Annotated in this window: 22 protein-coding genes; 3 read left to right on the forward strand and 19 right to left on the reverse strand. The window is 49.3% G+C overall.

Going from position 1 to position 22,560, the window contains the following annotated elements:
• Window positions 1-9 precede the first annotated feature (9 nt).
• The 15 genes from eno to rpoE all read right to left on the reverse strand — a co-directional run bounded on the left by eno (window position 10) and on the right by rpoE (window position 15,976).
• Window positions 10-1,305: a phosphopyruvate hydratase gene (gene eno / locus BLP64_RS01325; protein WP_092590949.1), complete on the reverse strand. Its 1,296-nt coding sequence runs from the start codon at window positions 1,303-1,305 to the stop codon at window positions 10-12.
• Between the two features lie 35 nt (window positions 1,306-1,340).
• Window positions 1,341-2,978, reverse strand: coding sequence for a CTP synthase (locus tag BLP64_RS01330; RefSeq protein ID WP_092590951.1), 1,638 nt, complete (start codon window positions 2,976-2,978; stop codon window positions 1,341-1,343).
• 105 nt (window positions 2,979-3,083) lie between these two features.
• Window positions 3,084-3,884 (reverse strand): nucleoside triphosphate pyrophosphohydrolase, encoded by an 801-nt coding sequence (gene mazG, locus BLP64_RS01335; RefSeq protein WP_092590953.1) that lies wholly within the window; start codon window positions 3,882-3,884, stop codon window positions 3,084-3,086.
• Window positions 3,881-6,073 (reverse strand): GTP diphosphokinase, encoded by a 2,193-nt coding sequence (gene relA / locus BLP64_RS01340; RefSeq protein WP_092590955.1) that lies wholly within the window; start codon window positions 6,071-6,073, stop codon window positions 3,881-3,883. Before relA ends, mazG begins: the two co-directional genes overlap by 4 nt.
• A 3-nt stretch (window positions 6,074-6,076) precedes the next feature.
• Window positions 6,077-7,393, reverse strand: coding sequence for a class I SAM-dependent RNA methyltransferase family protein (locus tag BLP64_RS01345; protein WP_092590957.1), 1,317 nt, complete (start codon window positions 7,391-7,393; stop codon window positions 6,077-6,079).
• Window positions 7,377-8,141: a pyridoxine 5'-phosphate synthase gene (gene pdxJ / locus BLP64_RS01350; RefSeq protein WP_092590959.1), complete on the reverse strand. Its 765-nt coding sequence runs from the start codon at window positions 8,139-8,141 to the stop codon at window positions 7,377-7,379. Before pdxJ ends, BLP64_RS01345 begins: the two co-directional genes overlap by 17 nt.
• Window positions 8,138-8,842 carry a DNA repair protein RecO gene (gene recO, locus BLP64_RS01355; RefSeq protein WP_092590961.1) on the reverse strand — a complete coding sequence of 235 codons (705 nt, stop codon included), beginning with the start codon at window positions 8,840-8,842 and terminating at the stop codon, window positions 8,138-8,140. The genes pdxJ and recO overlap by 4 nt, the downstream gene beginning before the upstream one ends.
• Window positions 8,843-8,845: 3 nt before the next feature.
• Window positions 8,846-9,754 carry a GTPase Era gene (era, locus tag BLP64_RS01360; protein ID WP_233340071.1) on the reverse strand — a complete coding sequence of 303 codons (909 nt, stop codon included), beginning with the start codon at window positions 9,752-9,754 and terminating at the stop codon, window positions 8,846-8,848.
• A complete protein-coding gene (gene rnc / locus BLP64_RS01365; protein WP_092590963.1) occupies window positions 9,751-10,446 on the reverse strand; it encodes a ribonuclease III in 696 nt (231 codons plus the stop codon). Before rnc ends, era begins: the two co-directional genes overlap by 4 nt.
• A gap of 3 nt (window positions 10,447-10,449) precedes the next feature.
• Window positions 10,450-11,385 carry a signal peptidase I gene (gene lepB / locus BLP64_RS01370; RefSeq protein WP_092590965.1) on the reverse strand — a complete coding sequence of 312 codons (936 nt, stop codon included), beginning with the start codon at window positions 11,383-11,385 and terminating at the stop codon, window positions 10,450-10,452.
• A gap of 34 nt (window positions 11,386-11,419) precedes the next feature.
• On the reverse strand, window positions 11,420-13,231 hold the full coding sequence (gene lepA, locus BLP64_RS01375; protein ID WP_092590967.1) for a translation elongation factor 4: 1,812 nt from the start codon (window positions 13,229-13,231) through the stop codon (window positions 11,420-11,422).
• Window positions 13,232-13,323: 92 nt separating this feature from the next.
• Entirely contained in the window at window positions 13,324-13,758 is a 435-nt protein-coding gene (locus BLP64_RS01380; RefSeq protein ID WP_233340072.1) for a SoxR reducing system RseC family protein, read from the reverse strand.
• Window positions 13,755-14,777 (reverse strand): MucB/RseB C-terminal domain-containing protein, encoded by a 1,023-nt coding sequence (locus BLP64_RS01385; RefSeq protein ID WP_092590969.1) that lies wholly within the window; start codon window positions 14,775-14,777, stop codon window positions 13,755-13,757. Before BLP64_RS01385 ends, BLP64_RS01380 begins: the two co-directional genes overlap by 4 nt.
• Window positions 14,737-15,378: a sigma-E factor negative regulatory protein gene (locus BLP64_RS01390; RefSeq protein ID WP_092590971.1), complete on the reverse strand. Its 642-nt coding sequence runs from the start codon at window positions 15,376-15,378 to the stop codon at window positions 14,737-14,739. Before BLP64_RS01390 ends, BLP64_RS01385 begins: the two co-directional genes overlap by 41 nt.
• Window positions 15,379-15,397: 19 nt before the next feature.
• Window positions 15,398-15,976, reverse strand: a complete 579-nt coding sequence (gene rpoE, locus BLP64_RS01395) for an RNA polymerase sigma factor RpoE (protein WP_092590973.1) — start codon at window positions 15,974-15,976, stop codon at window positions 15,398-15,400.
• A gap of 173 nt (window positions 15,977-16,149) precedes the next feature.
• Here rpoE and nadB point away from each other — a divergent pair, with 173 nt between their 5' ends.
• Entirely contained in the window at window positions 16,150-17,751 is a 1,602-nt protein-coding gene (gene nadB, locus BLP64_RS01400) for an L-aspartate oxidase (RefSeq protein ID WP_092590975.1), read from the forward strand.
• Here nadB and BLP64_RS10725 read toward each other — a convergent pair.
• Window positions 17,695-17,991, reverse strand: a complete 297-nt coding sequence (locus BLP64_RS10725) for a YgfX family protein (protein WP_143001057.1) — start codon at window positions 17,989-17,991, stop codon at window positions 17,695-17,697. The genes nadB and BLP64_RS10725 overlap by 57 nt on opposite strands.
• Window positions 17,992-17,994: 3 nt before the next feature.
• The gene (locus tag BLP64_RS01405) at window positions 17,995-18,267 is read right to left on the reverse strand and encodes an FAD assembly factor SdhE (RefSeq protein WP_092590977.1); all 273 of its coding nucleotides are present in this window, start codon (window positions 18,265-18,267) and stop codon (window positions 17,995-17,997) included.
• A gap of 122 nt (window positions 18,268-18,389) precedes the next feature.
• Between BLP64_RS01405 and ygfZ the strand changes: the two genes are divergently transcribed.
• On the forward strand, window positions 18,390-19,334 hold the full coding sequence (gene ygfZ / locus BLP64_RS01410) for a tRNA-modifying protein YgfZ (protein WP_233340073.1): 945 nt from the start codon (window positions 18,390-18,392) through the stop codon (window positions 19,332-19,334).
• Window positions 19,331-19,819 (forward strand): FKBP-type peptidyl-prolyl cis-trans isomerase, encoded by a 489-nt coding sequence (locus tag BLP64_RS01415; protein ID WP_092590981.1) that lies wholly within the window; start codon window positions 19,331-19,333, stop codon window positions 19,817-19,819. Before ygfZ ends, BLP64_RS01415 begins: the two co-directional genes overlap by 4 nt.
• Before the next feature lie 73 nt (window positions 19,820-19,892).
• Here BLP64_RS01415 and lysS read toward each other — a convergent pair whose 3' ends face one another.
• Window positions 19,893-21,401 (reverse strand): lysine--tRNA ligase, encoded by a 1,509-nt coding sequence (lysS, locus tag BLP64_RS01420; RefSeq protein ID WP_092590983.1) that lies wholly within the window; start codon window positions 21,399-21,401, stop codon window positions 19,893-19,895.
• A 47-nt stretch (window positions 21,402-21,448) separates the two neighbouring features.
• Window positions 21,449-22,547 (reverse strand): peptide chain release factor 2 gene (gene prfB / locus BLP64_RS01425; RefSeq protein WP_143001058.1). Its coding sequence is split into 2 segments (ribosomal slippage): window positions 21,449-22,471 and window positions 22,473-22,547, totalling 1,098 coding nucleotides; the frame shifts between segments, so codons are not numbered across the junction.
• Window positions 22,548-22,560 lie beyond the last annotated feature (13 nt).

Consider the following 22,560-nt stretch of genomic DNA (forward strand, 5'->3'; position numbering starts at 1 on the left):
TCTCAATTGCTATGCTTTTGCGTTCACTTCAGCACGGCCACGGTATGGAACTCCACCATTCAGCTCAGCTTCAATACGCAACAGCTGGTTGTATTTAGCAACGCGATCAGAACGACACAATGAGCCTGTTTTGATCTGCCCTGCTGCCGTACCAACAGCCAAATCAGCAATGGTTGCATCTTCCGTTTCACCCGAACGATGCGAAATCACGGCAGTGAACCCTGCTTCGTGAGCCATGCGAATGGCTGCTAGTGTTTCCGATAAGCTACCAATTTGGTTGAACTTAATCAAAATTGAGTTACCAATTCCTTGTTCAATACCACGCTGTAAAATTTTGGTATTGGTCACGAATAAGTCATCACCAACGAGCTGCACGCGATGTCCTAAACGGTCGGTAAGGATTTTCCAACCGTCCCAATCGCTTTCATCCAAGCCGTCTTCAATGGAAATAATCGGATACTTTTGACATAAACCATCAAGATACTCAGCAAAGCCAGCGGCGTCAAAGGACTTTCCTTCACCTGCGAGATGGTATTGGCCGTCACGATAAAACTCAGAAGCCGCACAGTCGAGTGCCAACGTAATATCGTTACCCATGCGATAACCTGCTTGCTCAACCGCTTCAACAATCACGGTCAACGCTTCTTCGTTGCTGGCGAGGTTTGGAGCAAATCCACCTTCATCGCCTACAGCAGTGCTTAAACCACGGTTTTGTAGCACTTTTTTCAGCGCATGAAATACTTCCGCGCCCATCCGCAAACCTTCTTTGAAGTTTTTGGCGCCGACTGGCTGAATCATAAACTCTTGAATATCGACGTTGTTATCTGCGTGCTCACCACCATTTAAGATGTTCATCATCGGCAATGGCATGCTGAATTTTCCTGCGGTGCCATTCAACTCTGCAATGTGCGCATACAGTGGCATCTGTTTGTAACTAGCGGCGGCTTTCGCTGTCGCTAACGATACGGCAAGAATTGCGTTGGCACCTAGTTTTTCTTTATTTTCTGTGCCATCCAATTCGATCATAATGCGATCGACTTCCGCTTGCTGAGTCGCGTCAACGCCCTTTAGCACCGGCGCAATCAACTCATGAATATTAGCAACCGCTTGCTCCACGCCTTTGCCAAGATAACGCTGCGGATCACCGTCGCGTAATTCAAGGGCTTCCCGTGAACCGGTTGACGCACCGCTAGGCGCTGCCGCTCGCCCCCAATGGCCGCTGGTTAAAAACACATCCGCTTCGACGGTCGGATTGCCGCGTGAGTCCATGATTTCACGAGCTACAATTTTACTGATTGTTGCCATGATTAATTTCTACTCCTTTGCCAAGCACGCAGCGCTTATGCGCGACGCAGTTTTTGATAATGAGCTGCAGCTTCAATAAAGCCGCGGAATAATGGGTGTCCATCACGGGGTGTTGAGGTAAATTCCGGATGGAATTGTGCTGCAACAAACCACGGATGCTCTGGAATTTCAACAATTTCTACTAAACGGTGATCATGGGACCAGCCGGAGATCTTCATTCCAGCTTGCTCCAATTGTTCAATGTACGCCCCATTCACCTCATAGCGGTGACGATGCCGTTCAGCGATGGTATCTGCCTCGTATAAGTCGTGAGCTTTACTGCCCTTAACTAAATGACAAGGCTGAGCACCCAAGCGCATGGTACCGCCTAAATCTGATTGCTGATCACGCCATTCTTGTTGCCCTTGCGCATCCATCCATTCGTTAATTAAGCCAATCACAGGATGGGCGGTGTCAGGTTCAAATTCGGTACTATTGGCTTGTTCAAGGCCCAGCACATTGCGCGCATATTCAATCACCGCAATTTGCATGCCCAAACAAATCCCTAAATATGGAATGCCATTTTCTCGGGCATATTGAGCGGCTAAAATTTTACCCAGTACGCCCCGCTCGCCAAACCCACCTGGAACAATAATGGCGTCCACATCGGCGAGCTTCGCCACCCCTTTGGTTTCGACGTCTTGCGCATCGATGTAGCGAATATTCACCGTGACACGATTTTTCAACCCTGCGTGAGCAAGCGCTTCGTTCACTGATTTATAAGCATCGGGTAATTCAATGTATTTCCCCACAAAGCCAACCGTGACTTCGCCGCTTGGATTCGATTCTTGATAGAGTACGTGTTCCCATTCAGATAAATCAGCTTCAGGACACTCTAACCGGAAGCGATGTACCACAATTTCATCCAACCCTTGGGCTTTCAGAATTGCCGGGATTTTGTAAATGCTATCGACATCTTTCAAGCCGATAACCGCTCGTTCTTCAACGTTGGTAAACAACGCAATTTTACTGCGTTCATTGGCTGGTAAGGCGCGGTCAGAACGGCAAATCAGTACATCAGGCTGAATCCCAATCGAACGTAATTCTTTCACGGAGTGCTGGGTTGGTTTGGTTTTTACTTCGCCAGCGGCACCCAAGAACGGCACCAAGGTGAGGTGCATAAACAAAGTGCGATCACGCCCAACTTCGGTGGCTAACTGCCGAATGGCTTCTAAGAATGGTTGTGATTCAATATCACCAACAGTACCACCAATTTCGATAATCGCCACTTGGTAGCCTTGGCTGCCTTCAATAATGCGGCGTTTGATTTCATTGGTGATATGCGGAATCACTTGAATGGTTGCGCCAAGAAACTCGCCACGGCGCTCACGACGAATAATATCTTCGTAGACACGCCCCGTCGTAAAATTATTTTTCTTGGTCATGCGAGTGCGAATAAAGCGCTCGTAATGGCCTAAATCAAGATCGGTTTCAGCGCCGTCTTCGGTGACAAAAACTTCACCGTGCTGGGTCGGACTCATGGTACCCGGATCGACGTTAATGTACGGGTCGAGTTTAAGAATTGTGACACTCAGGCCACGTGCTTCAAGAATTGCCGCCAATGAAGCTGCAGCAATGCCTTTGCCCAGCGAGGATACCACACCGCCGGTGACGAAAATATAATTAGTTGTCATGCGAAACCTAAGTCGTCAGGTAAAATGGGAGTTGCTTCAAGACGGGAAAATAGTATACCTGATGGATTGCTAATCGACAATTTAAAATCGTCAAGAATCTCCAAATCACTGGCTTTCATGCTTCACCGCCTGCCATTCCGCCTCAAGCTCATCCAAACTCAGTTGGTCTGCGCGTAATTGGCGCGTTTGCAAGCGTTGCTCAATGCGTTGGAAGCGCTGCTTGAACTTTTGATTGGCGCGACGGAGCGCATCTTCTGGATGTACTTGTGCATGACGAGCTAAATTGACCACCGCAAATAGTAAATCACCAATTTCATCGGCAATGGCATCTGGATTAGGATGTGCACGAGCAAGCTCCTCTTGGACCTCGACCAGCTCCTCCTGAATTTTTTCTACGACCGGTGGCAAGGAGGTCCAATCAAACCCGACCGAGGCAGCGCGCTGCTGCAATTTTAGGGCCAGTAACAAGCTTGGCAGACGATCAGGAACTCCCTCAAATACACTGGCGTTTGTTCCAGCACGTTCCCGTTCGGTCGCTTTAATCTGCTCCCATTGATCTTTGACGTCACTTGCATCTGCAACTTGCGCATCACCAAACACATGGGGATGACGATGGATGAGCTTATTTGCCATCCGTTGCGCGATGGCATCAAAATCGAATTGCTGTTGCTCCTGTGCCAGCTGTGCATAAAACACCACTTGGAATAGCAAGTCGCCGAGTTCACCTTGAATTTCGTCCCACTCACCACCGTTGATAGCCGCCGCCACTTCATAAACTTCTTCAATGGTATATGGAATTAAACTGGCCATGGTTTGCGCCCGATCCCACGGGCATCCCCGCTCAGGATCGCGCAATTGTGCCATGACCTCTAATAAGGCTGCGGTGCCTGTTAGTGAGGTTGTCATTGTTTAATACGCTCAATAATATCAATGCCTTTCAATTGGCTTAAACGGTTCATCATGCGCTGCACACTGTCTTGATTGTTAATCAGCGCGCCGAGGGTTACCACCGCTTGCTGACTCACCGCATCGGAACGAGAATCCAATTGCACCACATGTATTTTTTCGTTGGCTAGAATACTGGTGATGTCATGTAACAAGCCTTGCCGATCATCCGCCACGACGCGTAAATGCACCTTGTAACGGCCTTGATGCCGTTGACTCCAGCCGACATCAATGGCTCGCTCTGGGTGTTGTTCCAATAAATGTTTCAATTGATCGCAATCGCTGCGATGCACGGATACACCACGCCCTTGCGTGACAAACCCAAGAATGGCGTCACCCGGCACCGGTTGGCAACATTTCGCAAATTGCACCAACAGGTTACCAATTCCTTCAACCGTCACGTCACTTTGTTGCCCTGCTGGGGGCAATACTTTCGGTGCTTTGGTAGTAATTCGTTCAATTTTTTCAGCGAACACTTCGGCTTCTGGCCGGAGTTGATTCACCACCTGCTGCAAACGAATATCACCGGCTCCAATGGCTGCCAGCAAATCATCTAGATGCAGCATATTAAACCGCTCTAGAACACTTTCAGCTTGGCTTAACGGCACTTGATATTTCGCCAGTTCAGTTTCTAGCAGTTCTTTCCCGAGCTTTAAGTTTTTCTCGCGATCCAGCTTTTTAAAGTAGGTCACGACCTTGCTACGGGCACGAGTAGTATTCAGGTAGCCGTTCGAAGGGTTCAGCCAATCACGGCTCGGCTGGGTATTTTTTTGGGTAAGAATTTCGACCCGCTCCCCATTTTTTAGGTGATACGTGAAAGGCACAATATTGCCATTCACTTTCGCCCCCACACAACGATGACCCACTTGGGAGTGAATGTAGTACGCAAAGTCTAACGGTGTGGCTCCAGCCGGTAAGTCGATGACTTCGCCTTTGGGCGTGAACACATAAACGCGATCTTCAAACACTTGGCTACGGATTTCATCGACCAAGCCGTCGTAATCGGCCATGTCATCCTGCCAGGCTAAGAGTTTTCTTAACCAAGCAATTTTATCTTCTAAGCCCGTGCCTTTCGTCGTGCCACTGCCTTCTTTATAACGCCAGTGAGCCGCCACCCCTAATTCTGCATCATCATGCATGCCCTGGGTACGGATTTGAATTTCGACGTGTTTCTCTTCAGGGCCCGCAACCACCGTATGAATGGACTGATACCCATTGGCTTTAGGGGTGGCAATGTAGTCATCAAATTCAGAGCCAATATGGGACCATAAGCTATGGACGACCCCTAAAGCTGCATAGCAGTCCTTCAACGACTCAGTGATGATACGGACTGCGCGGATATCGTAGACTTGCTCAAATGGCAGGCCTTTTTTATGCATTTTCCGCCAAATCGAGTAAATGTGCTTGGGCCGCCCGTAAACTTTCGCTCGAACCCCTTCGTCATTGAGCTTTTGCTGTAACAAGCTGACAAAGTCACGAATGTAATGTTCTCGGTCAATCCGCCGCTCTAATAATCGTGCTGCAATCGTTTTATAGGTAACGGGATGCAAGTAACGAAATGCTAAATCTTCCAACTCCCATTTGAGCTGACCGATTCCTAACCGATTTGCTAAAGGGGCATAGATTTCATGACATTCTTTGGCGGCCAACACCCGTGATTCTTCGTCAAGACTTTTCACTTCCCGAAGAAAGCAAATACGTTCCGCCAGCTTAATCAGCACCGCACGAATGTCGGTGACCATCGCCAGTAACATCCGCCGCACATTGTCGATTTGGGTTTGATCGGGCTTGCCACGTTGAAAGTGTTGCAAAGCACTAATGGTTTGCATTTGCTGAATGGCGCGCAGCAGCTCAGACAAAGCGGGACCGCCCCACTCTGTCGCTTGTTCGTCAGTCATTAACTGCGCTTCATAAACGGGGCTGTATAAGGCGGCAATAAGGGATTCTTGATCAAGGTTCAGAGCAATGAGAATCTCGACCATCTCTTTGCCTTTTACGGCCAGCTTGGGTTGTTTGGCCTGCTCACTGAGTTCCGTGACCCGTTTCGCATGCTCACGCAATTGCGCGCGCCGCGATTCAGATTCTAATTCTGCTAACCAATCCCCCTGTTGATGAGGCATATCAACGTGTGTACTGCGCACCCAAACCACAATCTACCCCCGTTCGAATAATGTGATTACCTCAATGTGATGGGTCTGAGGAAACATGTCAACTAGCTGAGCCTGTTTTAATTGATATCCGTGCTCGACCAGCACCTGGGCGTCTCGCGCTAAGGTATCTGGTGCACAGGAAACATAAACAATTCGCTCGGGCTGGCGACGTGCTACTTCCCCAATGGCGACGGCCGCTCCTGCCCGCGCTGGATCAAGCAAGACTTTATTAAACGGACTATTAGCCCAAGGTTGCTGGCTCCACGTTTCTTCTAAATTTGCGCAATGGGCCACCACTGGCAGCTTCAGCTGAGTTGCACTGTCCTGCAAACGATTCACCATACTAGGGATCCCTTCAATAGCGGTGACCTGTGCTCCGGTGAGTGCAATTGGTAAGGTGAAGTTACCGCTGCCGGCAAATAGTTCGAGCACCTGATCTTGAGCAGTTGGCGCTAACCACTGTATCACTTGCGCGACCATCTGCTCACTCAGTTCACGATGCCCCTGCATAAAATCTGTTGGCCAGCTTGCAACTTCCACCCTATGGGAGCGATAGCTCATGGGTTCAGGGCGTGCGTGAAGCGGTGTTAATGCCTGATCCGTTTCAGCCCAAACCGCTACCTGATGCTGTTCGGCAAAGGCTTGTAGCTGTTGATGATCCGCTGCATTGGGTACCTCTGGTAAGCGTAATAACACCACCAACTGCTGGGTAAATTCTATTAATTCCACATGACCCAACCGCGCTGTACATTGCAATTGTTCGAGCAAGGAACGAAGCGGTTGCAATAACTGATCCAGCGGTTTAGCCAGCACCAGACAGCTATCGATGGCAATGATTTGCTTACTTTTTGCCGCTCGAAAGCCCAGTGTGAGTTGCTGCCGTTGCCGGTTCCAATACACGGCCAAACGAGCTCGCCGACGGTAATGCCAACGAGCACCACGTAACGGTTGCAGCCATTGTTGTGCCTGCAACTGAGCAAATTTTTTCAGCATTTCTTGCACCGTCCGCTGCTTATGTTGCCACTGTTCGTCGTCCGCCAAATGCTGTAAATCACACCCACCGCACGTTTGGTAATAGCTGCAGGGGGGCGTGACACGAATAGCACTGGGTTGTTCAATACCGATAAGCTGTGCGTCATAGCGCCCTGTCACCGACACACTGATCACGTCACCGGGAGCTGTGCCAGCAACGAATTTAGTGCCTTGCGGGGTGCGAATAATGCCGCGACCTAGATGATCAAGGCCAACCACTTGTTGGCCTTTTAATGAACGGGATGGTTGGCGTTGTGCTCGCGTTTGCGGCTTATAAAACTGTGCCATTTTGACGAGCCTGCTGCATGATGGTTTTCATATCGCGAACAGCTTGCTCTAAACCAACAATCACTGCACGGGCAATAATGGCATGACCAATGTTTAACTCCACCAACTGGGGAATGGCAGCCACGGCGGCGGTATTATGATAATGCAAGCCATGGCCTGCATTTACTTGCAATCCCGCTGCTTGTGCGTATTCTGCGGCATCACGTAGTTGCGCGAGCAGTTGGGAACGCGTGCGGTCATCGGTTGCATCTGCATAATGCCCGGTATGCAACTCAATAATAGGTGCTCCGGTTGCTACGGCGGCATCAATTTGCTGTTTATCGGCGTCCACAAAGAGACTGGTCGCGATTCCTTGCTCTGCTAAGCGCTCAACAGCTGCGGTAATTTTATCCTGCTGTCCGGCAACATCGAGGCCCCCTTCAGTCGTTAATTCTTCTCGTTTTTCGGGAACCAAACAGCAATAAGCAGGTTTAATGCGGCAGGCGATACTGAGCATTTCTTCCGTCACCGCCATTTCTAAATTCATTCGGGTTTGCAAGGTTTTCGCAAGAATCTCTACATCGCGATCGGTAATATGCCGACGATCTTCGCGCAGATGCACGGTAATCCCATCTGCACCTGCTCGTTCTGCCACTGCGGCAGCTTCGACAGGCTCAGGATAACTCACCCCACGGGCATTACGAACGGTGGCCACGTGGTCAATATTGACCCCTAAATAAATTGGGTTTTTCCGTACCGTTGAACTCATGGCATTTCCTTATATTGCAAAAAAAACTCACGACTACGAAGTGGCTGCGCCCCTAAATAAGGTTGCAGTGCCATTCGCATGATGCGTTTAAATACGACCAACAAACGCGGCTCAGCAACATCAAATTCGGCCAACCGCAGAATATCAGCCCCGCGATAAACGGAACTGGGTCCACTGGCTGGCAACGCTAAGCATAACTCAAAACCTGCTTCGGGCATAAACTGATAAGTTCGCTCAGACTGTATCGGGTTCCCAGAGGTATCCAGAACCCAATCAAACCCATGCCCTAAATGACAGAGTAATTGCCATTCAAAGCGCCTTAATATTGGCTCAACTTGCTCGACTTTAGTCAACAATTCAAGGGTTTGTTGATAGTCGCGAAATAATTGCTCGTTGGCATGGTAAGGCGTGGTTAAACGCTGAATAAGTTCGTTCACATAAAACGCACTATACAACGCAATGCCTTGTAATGGGAATGCGAGGGCAAGCGCTTCTGCACTCACTAAGGTTTGCAGCTCATGCCGCCCTCGGGTTTCAATTTGTAAGGGAATAAAGGGTTGTAAGATACTACGCCATGGGCTTTTTGCCCGCTTCGCCCCTTTTGCAATGGCTCGAAAACGCCCATGTTCTGGGGTAAATAACTCTAGCAATAAGCTAGTGTCTTGATAGGGCCAGCGATGCAGCACAAACGCCGGAGACACGGCTTAGTCCTCGCCGTATCCTAAACTGCGCAGCGCCCGCTCATCATCGGCCCAGCCTGATTTCACTTTCACCCACAGCTGAAGATGAACTTTGCCCCCAATCAATTGCTCGATATCCCGACGTGCTTCAATCCCGATGGTTTTTAGCTTTTGCCCACCGGCACCGATAACCATTTTCTTCTGACCATCACGCTCCACCAGAATCAGGCCATGAATATGGGTGGTACCCGCAGGGGAAACGGCATATTGTTCAATTTCTACCGTCGTACTGTAAGGTAATTCATCGCCGGTAAAGCGCATCAACTTCTCACGAATAATTTCTGCCACCATAAAGCGTACTGAGCGGTCGGTAACATAATCTTCAGGATAATGATGGTCGCCCGGGCGTGCATACAGATGCACTTGCTTACGCAAGGTTTCCACTTGTGACCCCGTGCTGGCAGACACCGGCATGATCTCCGCAAACCCATGCAAGCCCGCCAACTTTTCTAAATAAGGCAACAGCGTTGCTTTGTCTTTGATTTGATCGACTTTGTTGACCACCAACACCACTGGAACGCTAAGGTTTTTCAGTTTCGCCAAAACCAGTTCGTCATCTGGGGTCCAGCGCCCTGCCTCAACCACAAACAACACCGCATCAACACCGCTTAGCGAGGACGCTGCGGCACGGTTCATTAATCGGTTAATGGCGCGCTTTTCATCCTGATGCAAGCCAGGCGTATCGACATACACAATCTGCCGAGCGCCTTCGGTTTCAATGCCGAGAATGCGGTGGCGCGTGGTTTGCGGCTTACGTGAGGTAATACTAATCTTTTGCCCCAGAATACGGTTCAATAACGTTGATTTACCAACGTTTGGGCGTCCAACAATCGCCACAAAGGCGGTCTCTGGGGTCATTGCTAATTCGTTCATGCATGTTCCTGCTGAGTCAGTCGTTGCAGTGCGATATCAGCAGCTTGCTGTTCTGCTTTGCGGCGGCTGGTGCCGGTGCCAATCACCGCTTCAGCCAACCCTTCGACACGACAACTGACAGTAAATTTTTGATTATGCGCTTGCCCTTGCGTGGCCACGACCTCATAGTCAGGCAACGTCTGCTGTCGCCCTTGTAAGTATTCTTGCAATCGCGTTTTCGGATCTTTGTGGCTTGCGCCTGGCTTGATTTCTGCTAACTGGGTGGCGTACCAACTTAATACCACGGGCCGGCAAACAGCCAGACCACTTTCAATATACATCGCGCCTAATAAGGCCTCTACTGTATCGGCCAGAATTGACTCACGGCGATGCCCCCCACTTTTTAATTCACCCGGTCCCAACACTAAATATGGCCCGAGATCAAACTGCTGAGCGAGTTTGGCTAAGTTGCGCCCACACACCAACGTCGCGCGCATGCGACTTAAATCCCCTTCATCGCTCTGGGGAAACTTCTCAAATAAGGCTTCGCTAATCACCACACTCAACACGGCATCGCCAAGGAACTCCAACCGCTCATTGTGTTTCCCCGCTGCACTACGGTGGGTTAACGCACGCATGAGGTTATCCTGGTTTTTGAACGTGTAACCAAACCGTTTTTCTAATTGCCGTAATGAAGGTCTTGGTAAACTCACAGCTTACTCCACAGTTCCTAAACGATGCCAACGCACGCCTGAAGGAATCCAGCTCGGGAACCACTGCGGCACCCAGCTATCAGCACCACGTTCAAACTCCAAACTCATCCAAATCAGTGTCGCACGTCCCACCAAATGGTCGTATGGCACAAAGCCCCAATAGCGGCTGTCTTCTGAGTTATCACGGTTATCGCCCATCATAAAATAATGCCCTTCGGGCACCACCCATTCGTCCATTGCGGTGCCTGGCTGTTGGTAATAGAACGCAGCACGAGAAGCAACGGATGGGTCGACAAGAATTTCATGTTCCACGTCGCCGAGCTGCTCGGTAAAGCGCTGCAATGGCGTGGTACGATTAAAATAAATCTCGTCTTGTGGCTGAATGGTTTGCTTGATCACTTGCAGTGGCGGACAGGACTCATTCCGCGTCTCGCAAGCTGGCTCAATATACAGCGTTTTATTACGGTAAATAATCCGATCCCCGGGCAACGCGACAATCCGTTTAATAAAATCAACCTGCGGATTTACCGGGTATTTAAACACCGCAACATCACCACGCTGTGGCAGCCCTGTGGCAAATAATTCGCTCCGAAATAACGGGTCACGAACGCCGTAGCTAAATTTTTCCACCAACACAAAATCGCCCGCCAACATGGTCGGCATCATGGAGGCAGAAGGAATCCGAAACGGTTCGTACAGAAAAGAACGGAGGATCAGAATCACAAATAAAATGGGAAACACACTTTGCGCAAACTCTGCAATGGTTCCCTGTGGGGCCAGACGCTCACGTTCTTCTGCAGACAACGTCTTATTGGCTTCTTGTTCGGCCTGTTGAATCAGTGCAACCCGAGCCGGCCGTTTCATTTTGGCGTCATACAACCAAATTAAACCCGCAGCCAAGGTGACCAAGGTTAACAGTATCGAATAAAAGTTTGCCATGAATTCGCTTCCTAACGCTGTGAACTGATACGAATTATTTGCCAACCTTGAGAACAGCTAAGAATGCTTCTTGCGGAACTTCAACGTTACCAAGTTGTTTCATCCGTTTCTTCCCTTCTTTTTGCTTTTGCAGCAATTTCTTTTTACGGCTCACGTCACCGCCATAACATTTTGCAGTCACGTTTTTACGCAATTGTTTCACCGTAGAACGCGCAATCACATGGGTGCCAATCACTGCCTGAATGGCAATATCAAACATTTGTCGAGGAATCAGCTCACGCATTTTATCGACTAACTCTCGACCGCGCCCTTGGGCATGATCGCGGTGAGTAATCATCGCCAATGCATCCACTTTGTCCCCGTTAATCAGGACGTCTACCCGCACCATGTCAGCCTCTTCGAAGCGCTTAAAGTTATAGTCCAGCGAGGCATAACCACGACTGGTTGACTTCAACCGATCAAAGAAGTCCATCACCACTTCTGCCATCGGCAACTCATAGGTGACCGCAACTTGTTTTCCATGGTAGGACATTTTGGTCTGCACACCCCGTTTATCGACACACAAGGTGATCACGTTGCCAAGAAACTCTTGCGGGACCAAAATATTCGCTTCAACAATGGGTTCGTAAATGATTTCAATATCATTCACTGCTGGCAAGTGAGCAGGGTTATCCACCATCAGCTCTTTGCCATCTTTGGTAATGACCCGATATACCACCGTCGGCGCGGTCGTAATAAGGTCGATATCGTATTCACGTTCCAAGCGTTCTTGAATAATTTCCATATGGAGCATGCCCAAGAAACCAACTCGGAATCCAAATCCTAGTGCTGCTGAGTTTTCTGGCTCATAAAATAGCGACGCATCATTTAATGAGAGCTTAGCCAATGCATCACGGAAGCTTTCATAGTCATCCGACGAAATCGGGAACATGCCCGCATAAACCTGCGGCTTAATTTTCTTAAAGCCAGGCAAAGGTTCAGTCGCCGAATCTTTCGCTAAGGTTAGGGTATCCCCTACCGGGGCTCCTAGGATATCTTTAATCCCGGCAATCACAAAGCCAACTTCACCACAGCGTAAGATGCCTGTTTCCGTTGGTTTTGGTGAGAAAAAGCCCACTTTATCAATTTGGTGCACTTGGCCTGTCGACATCACCTTCATTTTGTCGCCAGCCCGTAGCACGCCGTTTTTGACCCGCACCAAACTCACCACCCCTTGGTAGTTATCAAACCAAGAGTCAATGATTAACGCTTGTAACGGTGCGTCTGGATCGCCTTGCGGTGCAGGGATCTGAGTCACGATACGCTCTAACACATCGCCGATACCAATTCCGGTTTTCGCCGAGCATTGCACCGCATCAACCGCCTGGATTCCGACAATATCTTCAATCTCTTCAGCAACCCGCATAGGATCAGCTTGTGGCAAGTCAATTTTATTCAAGACCGGTACCACTTCTAAATCCATTTCAATGGCGGTGTAGCAGTTGGCGAGAGTTTGAGCTTCCACTCCTTGGGCCGCATCCACCACCAATAGCGCCCCTTCACAACCGGCTAGGCTGCGCGATACTTCATACGAGAAGTCGACGTGGCCGGGCGTATCAATAAAGTTTAATTGATAGGTTTCGCCATCTTGGGCGGTGTAATGCAAGGTGACACTCTGTGCTTTAATGGTAATGCCACGCTCACGCTCAAGATCCATCGAGTCGAGGACTTGTTCGGCCATTTCACGATCAGTCAGACCGCCACAATATTGAATCAGTCGATCAGAAAGCGTCGACTTGCCATGGTCAATATGTGCAATCACTGAGAAATTACGAATATTTGTTTGCTTAAACGCCTGATTTGGCATTAATGCCCCCGCAACAACAAAAAATAATAACGATACAGATACCGCTGATCATACTGATTTTAGCGGTCCGGGACAAAGAGTTTCGGTTTGATTCAATCGATTTGCTGGACACTCAAGAGCTGCATGACTTGGATATCACGCTTTTGCAGCCATTGTTTGAGCCCATAAAAGCTAAACCCGAAGCCCAAAAATGACGCAATAATGACCCAACCTTCGGTCCATTGCAGAATGTTTCCTGTGAACCACGCCAGTAAAAACAGACTGAGTAAAGGCACCACATACACCAACAGTGAAAAACGTGATAACGCTTGTTCTGGCAGTAGGAGATCGACCTGCTGTCCAGTTTCAAAGTGCCCTTGAGGTTTTACCACCCGAAATGCAGCACGGCGATCCGCAAATGCTTTCGAAATGATGCCGGTACCGCACACAGTCTGCTGCGCACAACCACTGCACCCAGTTTTTATCTGGGTAGTGACATATAAATGGTCCGCTTCTACTCGGACAATTTCTGCACGTTCTCGAATCACTGTGTCGCACCTTGTGAATTCATGACCATTCCCGCAGCAATTTGATGCAAGGTTACCACCGGTAATTTCCCAACAACCGTGACGGCATAACCATCAATGGCCGTGTTAATTAATGACTCAGCACCTTGAAAGGCTAACTCAGGTAACCCCTGCTGTTGCTGTTCACCAATATAAATGGATACTTCGGTTAATCCGTCGCTAAATAAATAATGATCGGTCGGCAGTTGTGTGTCATACAAGCGGCGGTGCTGTGCCCGGCGTAATTCAAACCCCTCCGGCAACCAATTAGGGCGTAAGTTAAACCGTGGCGCCTCTAACTGGGCTGCCTCATACAGCCGAGGAGGCCGTTGAATGGCACCAACTTCTGTCAATTGTGCTGGAATCTGTTCAGTAAACAGAATGGAAGTAAGCTGTAACTGCTCCAATACCTCTCCTTGAGGCGTCATCATTTGCAGTTTCAACAGCATGGCCGATTCACGATCAATCCAAAGATCGTAATGATAGCGATATTCATCGCGACTCACCAGCCGTAAATATTGAGCTGGCCGCCCCGTTACTCGCATGCCGCCACTGGCTATCACTTGGTAATGTTGACTAATTTGCGCAAAAGGTTCGTAAAATGCTGGCGGAATAAAACCTGCTGTCACATTGGTTTGCAGTGAATAGGAGCCGCCCACCGGTGAATAATAGTAGGTTTGATCACCAATCCGCAGCGCTCGTGAATCCGCGCCATTCAGATGGATGAGTAATTCAAGATCGGTTTCGTGATCATATCGACCGTGAAACCACACCAGGGGCTGGATCCGTTGTCCTTGGGATTGAACTAAGGTGGCTTCAAAATTGAGTTGCCGCAACGCGAGTGCCATGCGGTCGAACCAGACTTCTCCTAAATTGGCCGCCTGGTCTGGACTGGTTTCACTATGCGCTGTGCCGCTAACAGGGAGGAATAGCAGGCACAGCACTACTGCAGTAAAAGTTCTAATCATGTGGGTGGTCGATTGGCTCAACCTCGTTTGCATGCTCTTGCTGCTCCATCTCAGCCTGCAGGGATAACTGCAATTGCCGTTGATGATCGAGTAAGTAAGACTGCAATAATTGGCGTTGCTGAGCAATTTCTGCTTGCGTCGGTGCTGGTGCTTCCATCACGGTGTTAAAGCTGACTGGATTTCGTCCACCAAACGGATTGGTTACCAGCGTAGGGGTTGTTACCGCTGGGGTATTTGGCATCACTTCCAGCCCAGGTTGTTGCACCGATAATACCGCAACAATGGCCACACTCGCAGCAATGGCAATACTTCCCGCTGGCTTCAGCCAACGGCTTGCCGCCCGTGTCAACGCCCCACCCGATTGCATCAGCGGGGTGACCACTTGAGCAGTCACTTGAGGCTCTTGCGCAATCTGTGCTGCAACTTGCGCGCTAATATCAAGCGACTGGGCAGCACTCACTTCACGCCGCATAATCTGGCCCACTAATGCATAGCGTTGCCAAACAGCCCGTGCCTGTTCGTCATCCAATAATGCTGATAAATCGGCATTAAATGGCTGACCGGCATCAGCATCTGTGTCTTCAAAATGACTATCCAGCAGTGCTGAGGCATTTTGTTTTAAACAATCAGACATAAAGCTTCCTCAAGTGATGTTAGCGTTCTAACAAGGGTCGTAGTTGCTGGTCGATAGCCTCGCGAGCGCGGAAAATCCGCGAACGTACGGTGCCTATCGGGCAATCCATTTCGATGGCTATTTCTTCATAGCCCAGCCCTTCGATTTCTCGCAGCACAATGGCGCGGCGTAAATCTTCTGGGAGTTCATCGATGGTTCGCATTACCACATGACGAATCTCATCGGTCAGTAACAAACTTTCGGGGGACGCTGAATCTCTGAGCGCCTCACTTCCCTCATAATATTCTGCTTCATCCGCATCAACATCATTGGCAGGCGGCTTACGCCCTTGAGCAACCAAATAGTTTTTCGCGGTATTCACAGCAATTCGGTACAACCATGTATAAAATGCACTATCGCCCCGGAAATTCGCCAATGCACGATAGGCTTTCACAAATGTTTCTTGGGCTACGTCAGGCACATCGGCTGGTTGTTTAACGTAGCGCGAAATCAGACTCATCACCTTGTGTTGATACTTTTTCACCAACAAATCAAAGGCTCGCTGATCACCCTGTTGTACGCGTTCGACCAGGACTTTATCTATCTCTTGTTCGCTCATCCGAGCCTACTCTCCTCAACCCCTAGCTACGTCAGATTTTAAGGCCCGTTGCGCGCTTGCAAAATAAGACCCACGAATTCGCAAAAAGTTCGCAAAAAAAATTCAAAAGAGTAAAATCTCTTTCATTCAAAAGTAAATCAGCGTTTTGCCACGCCAACATACCTACATACTTTATGGAACAAAATTCAGATTATCAATGTGATGTGCTTATCATTGGAAGCGGCGCAGCCGGTTTAACCTTGGCTTTACAATTAGCAGATCACGCACAAGTCATGGTGCTTTCCAAAGGTCCATTGACCGAAGGGTCAACCTATTATGCACAAGGTGGCATCGCTGCTGTTTTCGATGAAAATGATAGCATTGAAAGCCATATTGAAGATACTCTCATTGCCGGTGCGGGGTTATGTGATCTCGCGGCCGTACAATTCACCACCGAACATGCAAAAGAAAGTTTGCAATGGCTCATTGATATTGGCGTTGGCTTCGATCGCATTGACGACGAGCATTTTCACTTAAATCGTGAAGGCGGCCACAGTCATCGGCGTATTCTACACGCCGCCGACGCCACCGGCCGTGCCGTGCAAACCACCTTGGTTGAGCAAACGCGACAGCATCCTAATATCACCATTCTCGAGCAAGTCACCGCTGTTGACTTAATTACAGAGAAACATGTGGCCGGCGCACCACGCTGCTACGGTGCCTATATTTTTAATCGCCGGACCCAGCAGGTAGAAACCGTTGCCGCTCGTTTTGTCGCCTTGTGTACGGGCGGCGCTAGCAAGGTCTATCAATATACTAGCAATCCCGATGTGGCAAGTGGGGATGGCATTGCCATGGCATGGCGTGCAGGCTGTGCGGTCGCCAATATGGAATTCAATCAATTCCACCCAACTTGCTTATTTCACCCGAATGCCCAGTCATTCTTGCTCACCGAAGCCTTGCGAGGCGAAGGGGCAGTATTAAAACGCCCCGATGGCACACGGTTTATGCCAGACTTTCATCCGGCCGCAGAATTAGCCCCGCGTGATGTCGTGGCGCGCGCTATTGATTATGAAATGAAACGTCTTGGTGCGGATTGCATGTACTTAGACATTTCGCACAAGCCGGAATCCTTTATTCGTGAACATTTCCCGAATATCTACGAACGCTGCTTAAGTCTCGGCATTGATATCAGCCGTGAACCCATGCCAGTGGTTCCTGCTGCCCATTATACCTGCGGCGGAGTGCAAACCGATTTACGTGCTCGCACCGCTGTGAATCATCTATACGCGATTGGCGAAGTGGCCTATACCGGCTTACATGGCGCCAATCGCATGGCCAGTAATTCCTTGCTGGAGTGTCTGGTGTTTGCGCGTGCCGCGGCCACCGACATCCTTGCCCAACTCGACCACGTTGAACTACAACCTCGCCTGCCGCGCTGGGATGACAGTCAAGTCAGCGATTCCGATGAAGAAGTGATTATTCAGCACAACTGGCACGAATTGCGGTTATTTATGTGGGACTATGTTGGCATTGTCCGCACCAATAAGCGGTTAGAGCGTGCACTAAGACGCATCGAGCTTTTACAGCAAGAAATTCACGAATATTACAGTCATTGCAAAATCAGCAATAACTTGCTGGAACTGCGGAATTTAGTGCAAGTGGCGGAATTAATCGTGAGATGTGCCATGGCGCGGAAAGAAAGCCGTGGGTTGCACTACAACCTTGATTACCCTGATCTAGCCGCTGATCCGCAACCGACCATACTGACGCCAGCGCAGCAACCACCGCGCTAATCGTCGGTACTGGCCGTCCCCTAGCCAGCTGCGCGGCAACCAGAGCCAGCGGCGCGGCTGGCCGGCGCGCTCTAACATGACTAGAGCGCCCCATGGAGTCACCCAAGATAACGGATGAACCTGCCAAGTCAGTTGGTCAAAATCCGTTAACTGCACCCACCGCCCTTGGTGGGTGTCAATGCCCCATAACTGGTTGGGTTGCCGCAGCCAGGGCCAAGGACAAACCACCAGTTGCCACATTAGTTATACTTTCACCCGGCTTAAAATAAAGGCCACCATGTCAGCGAGTTCTTTATCGTCGCAAACTTCGTGCCCCATAAACCAAGCAAAGAGATCCGGATCATCACACGTCAACAGCCGCCGAAACACATCTTGTTGGGGTTCTGTTAGCTCATCGTATGCTTCCTCAACAAACGGCATAAAGAGTACGTCTAACTCCAACATGCCACGACGACACGCCCAGCGCAGGCGATTTTTATTTCTTAATGAGTCAGCATCTTGTTGCAACTTTTCCATGCGAATCCCTTATTACGACAATTAAGTATTACCACTAAAAATACACTTCGTTTCAATAAACGCTTGTATAATACAAAACTATCCCCATCTATTCGAATATCGATGACAAAATGAGGTTTCAAGTGTTAACAACAGAGTTTACCAAAGCCCAGCCTGAATACGTATCGGTTTCCTTGGATGATTACGCAGTCATCACTTTAACAGGCCCGCAAACTGACCAATTTTTGCAAGGCCAGCTCTCCTGTGACATGAAGGAATTAACGTCACAAGCCTGGTTGTACGCAGCTCACTGCGATAACAAGGGGAAAGCGCTGAGTACGTTATTCGTCGCTCGCTGGGGCGATAAAGTCGTTTTAATTAATCATAAAGACGCGATTGCCGCCAGTTTGGCACAGTTACAAAAATTTGGCGTGTTTAGCCAAACAGAAATTGTTGACGCAACAGCCCAATGGCAATTATACGGGGTTTTTGGAACCCAAGCGCAGGCCAAGTTGACCGAATTATTGCAGCAACCGTTGAATGAAAGCACGCCACAAGCGGTGACAGCAACTGCAACTGACCTTGTGTTGCAGGTCGGCACAGCCCCTGCTCAATTCATTCTTATCAGTGCGCCAAATCGGCTGCCAACTTCTGCCTCACCAGAAGTTTGGCAGGCGCTTGAAATTGAACGTGGTCGACCCACCCTAGTTTCAGGTACACTAGAAGAATATGTCCCTCAAATGCTAAACGTCCAAGCCTTGGACGGAATTAGCTTTACGAAGGGGTGTTATATTGGCCAAGAGACTATTGCCCGAATGAAATATTTGGGCAGACAAAAACGTGCACTATTTCGTTTACGAGGCCAAGGACAGCCTGTTCAAGCGGGAACCACCATTGAACAGCAACTTGGCGACAACTGGCGACGTGCCGGTACGGTAATTAATGCAGTGAGCCGTGCTGAAAATCAGCTGGATCTGTTAGCAGTGCTGCCGAGCGATATTGACGCAGATACTAAGTTAAGAGTGAAAGACGATGACGCGAGTCTTTTGGAAATTTACCCACTGCCCTACACACTGGATGAAACATGAGTCAAACAATTAGCCAGGACAAAGTTGTCGGAATTCACTACACCGTCAAAACCACCGAAGGTCAAGTGCTCGATCAATCAAAAGAAGGTCAGCCTTTGCAGTTTATTTTTGGTCGTGGAATGCTGATCAAAGGTCTTGAAAACGCCTTAGATGGTAAAGTGGTTGGCGATAAGTTTGTTGCTGACGTTGCCCCTGCAGACGCTTATGGCGAGCGCCATGACGGCTTAGTACAAACCGTTCCACGTAGCCTGTTTGGTGACAACGAAGTCGCCGTTGGCATGCAGTTCCGTGCCAGCACCGATGCGGGTGATCAATCCGTGATGATCGTTGATGTAACCGACGACGAAGTCACTGTTGACGGAAACCACCCACTGGCAGGTGTTGCCTTAAACTTTGATGTGGAAGTGGTAGAAGTGCGTGATGCTGATCCAAGTGAATTAGACCACGGTCACGTTCACGCCGATGGTCATCACGATCACGACTAAGCCATCGATTCACTTCAGCCAGTTCGATGAGTCTTACTGGCTGAAGTGATACTCATACACGAGCTTACGATAATTATTTACGTGGGCGCATGTGTGGGAATAACAACACGTCTCGAATTGACGGTGAATCCGTTAATAACATGACCAAGCGGTCAATCCCAATCCCCTCACCTGCCGTTGGCGGCAAGCCATACTCTAACGCCGTAACATAGTCTTCGTCGTAGAACATTGCCTCATCATCACCGGCATCTTTTTGTGCCACTTGCTCACGGAAGCGCTCTGCTTGATCTTCGGCGTCGTTTAACTCCGAAAAACCGTTCGCTAATTCCCGCCCGCCAACAAAAAACTCGAACCGATCAGTCACGAAGGGGTCGTCATCATTACGGCGTGCTAGCGGCGACACTTCTGCCGGATAAGCGGTGATAAACGTGGGTTGAATTAATTGGTGCTCTGCCACTTCCTCGAAAATTTCAATTTGGATTTTCCCTAAGCCCCACGATGGCATTACCTTGATACCCAAAGATTCAGCCAAGGCTTTCGCTTGGTCAAAATCATCTAACTGGGCCATGGTGGCCTCAGGTAAATAAGTCAAAATCGCTTCTTTCACCGTCATCCGTGCAAAAGGTTGACGGAAATCATATTGCACCCCACCGCTTTCAAATTGTGGTGCGCCCAATAATTCCGTCGTCATGCCCCGTAACATGTCTTCAGTTAAGTCCATGAGATCTTCATAATCCGCATAGGCCCAGTAGAATTCCAACATGGTAAATTCAGGGTTATGTCGAGTGGACAAGCCCTCATTACGGAAGTTACGGTTTACTTCGAATACTTTTTCAAAGCCACCAACCACCAACCGTTTTAAATACAGCTCAGGAGCAACTCGCAAATACAGCTGCATATCCAAGGCATTGTGATGCGTCATGAAGGGGCGAGCACTGGCACCACCAGGAATGGTATGCATCATGGGGGTTTCGACTTCTAAGAACTGCTTCTCTGACAAGTAGCGACGAATATAGTCGATCACCTTCGAACGGATAATAAAGGTGTTGCGTGAATCGGCATTGGTGATCAAATCAAGGTAACGCTGGCGATAGCGCAACTCTTGATCGGCCAGCCCATGATATTTATCAGGGAGTGGACGCAAGGCTTTTGTCAGCAGACGAATTTCATCCACTTGCACGCTCAACTCACCGGTGCCAGTGATAAACAAGGTGCCTGATGCACCCAGAATATCGCCTAAATCCCATTTCTTAAACTCGTCGTTGTACAACCCTTCTGGCAGATTATCTCGTGCCACGTACAACTGAATTTGACCCGACATGTCTTGAATGGTTGCGAAGCTCGCTTTCCCCATAATCCGACGCGTCATCATCCGACCGGCAACACGAACACGAACACCTTTTTCGGCTAAGGCTTCTTTTTCCCAATGATCGTATTCGCGGTGCAGATCAGCCGCTAAACTATCGCGGCGGAAGTCATTCGGGAATGCTACGCCTCGCTCACGCAACGCAGCAAGCTTAGCCTTGCGCTGGGCGATTTGTTCATTGACGTCCAACTCAGGTGCTTGCGTTTTCTCGTTCATGCTGTTCGTTCCTCTTCTCACACGCGCCTGCGTGTTGCTTAACCAATTTATAAACCAGACTTTAAACTTGCTTCAATAAATGGATCCAAATCACCATCTAATACGGCTTGGGTATTGCGCGTTTCGACGCCCGTCCGCAAATCTTTAATGCGCGCGTCATCTAACACATAAGAGCGAATTTGGCTGCCCCACCCAATATCCGACTTGGAATCTTCTAACTTTTGCTTTTCCGCGAGCTGTTTCTGTAATTCATACTCATAGAGCTTAGCTCGCAATTGCTTCATCGCCGCATCTTTGTTCTTATGCTGGGAACGATCGCTTTGACATTGCACCACAATACCTGTCGGCTCGTGGGTAATCCGAATGGCTGAGTCCGTTCGGTTAACGTGCTGACCACCAGCTCCCGAAGCTCGATAGGTATCGATGCGCAGATCCGCAGGGTTAATATCAATCTCGATGGAGTCATCCACTTCCGGATAGACAAACACCGAGGAAAATGAGGTATGCCGGCGGTTCCCTGAATCAAATGGTGATTTTCGTACCAGTCGGTGAACCCCTGTTTCAGTCCGTAACCAACCGTAAGCGTATTCACCACTCACATGAATGGTTGCTGACTTAATGCCAGCCACTTCACCTTCCGACAGTTCCGTGATTTCGACTTTGAAGTCGTGGGATTCAGCCCAACGTAAAAACATCCGCAACAGAATGTTCGCCCAATCTTGCGCTTCAGTTCCACCGGAGCCGGCTTGAATATCCAGGTAGCAATCTGCGGCATCATTCGGCCCTGAAAACATCCGTCGAAACTCTAACGTCGCCAGTTGTTGCTCCAACTGGTCCAGTTCAGCAAGTGCATCGTGATAGGTTTCTTCATCCTCTGCTTCAACTGCTAATTCAACCAACCCCTCAACATCGTCAAGGCCTTGCGCCAGACGCTGTAAGGTTGTCACCACCTGTTCTAAACTGGCGCGTTCTTTCCCCAATGATTGCGCCCGCTCTGGATCATTCCAAACGTTGGGGTCTTCCAGTTCACGGGTGACTTCTTCAAGCCGCTCAACCTTCAGATCGTAGTCAAAGATACCCCCGAAGGAGCTCGCTGCGCTTGCGCATCTCTTTTATCGCGGTGTAAGTAGCATTGGTTTCGAACATAGCTTCCTATCTC

The sequence above is a fragment of the Pseudidiomarina indica genome (assembly GCF_900104245.1).
Lineage (GTDB): Bacteria > Pseudomonadota > Gammaproteobacteria > Enterobacterales > Alteromonadaceae > Pseudidiomarina > Pseudidiomarina indica.

Coding starts and splice junctions, on each gene's coding strand:
- BLP64_RS01415 (WP_092590981.1), top strand. CDS start 19,331: ATGAGTCAAACAATTAGCCAGGACAAAGTTGTCGGAATTCACTACACC.
- BLP64_RS10725 (WP_143001057.1), bottom strand. CDS start 17,991: ATGTGGCAACTGGTGGTTTGTCCTTGGCCCTGGCTGCGGCAACCCAAC.
- BLP64_RS01405 (WP_092590977.1), bottom strand. CDS start 18,267: ATGGAAAAGTTGCAACAAGATGCTGACTCATTAAGAAATAAAAATCGC.
- rpoE (WP_092590973.1), bottom strand. CDS start 15,976: ATGAGCGAACAAGAGATAGATAAAGTCCTGGTCGAACGCGTACAACAG.
- BLP64_RS01390 (WP_092590971.1), bottom strand. CDS start 15,378: ATGTCTGATTGTTTAAAACAAAATGCCTCAGCACTGCTGGATAGTCAT.
- BLP64_RS01385 (WP_092590969.1), bottom strand. CDS start 14,777: ATGCAAACGAGGTTGAGCCAATCGACCACCCACATGATTAGAACTTTT.
- era (WP_233340071.1), bottom strand. CDS start 9,754: ATGAACGAATTAGCAATGACCCCAGAGACCGCCTTTGTGGCGATTGTT.
- lysS (WP_092590983.1), bottom strand. CDS start 21,401: ATGAACGAGAAAACGCAAGCACCTGAGTTGGACGTCAATGAACAAATC.
- pdxJ (WP_092590959.1), bottom strand. CDS start 8,141: ATGAGTTCAACGGTACGGAAAAACCCAATTTATTTAGGGGTCAATATT.
- BLP64_RS01330 (WP_092590951.1), bottom strand. CDS start 2,978: ATGACAACTAATTATATTTTCGTCACCGGCGGTGTGGTATCCTCGCTG.
- mazG (WP_092590953.1), bottom strand. CDS start 3,884: ATGACAACCTCACTAACAGGCACCGCAGCCTTATTAGAGGTCATGGCA.
- nadB (WP_092590975.1), top strand. CDS start 16,150: ATGGAACAAAATTCAGATTATCAATGTGATGTGCTTATCATTGGAAGC.
- BLP64_RS01345 (WP_092590957.1), bottom strand. CDS start 7,393: ATGGCACAGTTTTATAAGCCGCAAACGCGAGCACAACGCCAACCATCC.
- lepB (WP_092590965.1), bottom strand. CDS start 11,385: ATGGCAAACTTTTATTCGATACTGTTAACCTTGGTCACCTTGGCTGCG.
- lepA (WP_092590967.1), bottom strand. CDS start 13,231: ATGCCAAATCAGGCGTTTAAGCAAACAAATATTCGTAATTTCTCAGTG.
- eno (WP_092590949.1), bottom strand. CDS start 1,305: ATGGCAACAATCAGTAAAATTGTAGCTCGTGAAATCATGGACTCACGC.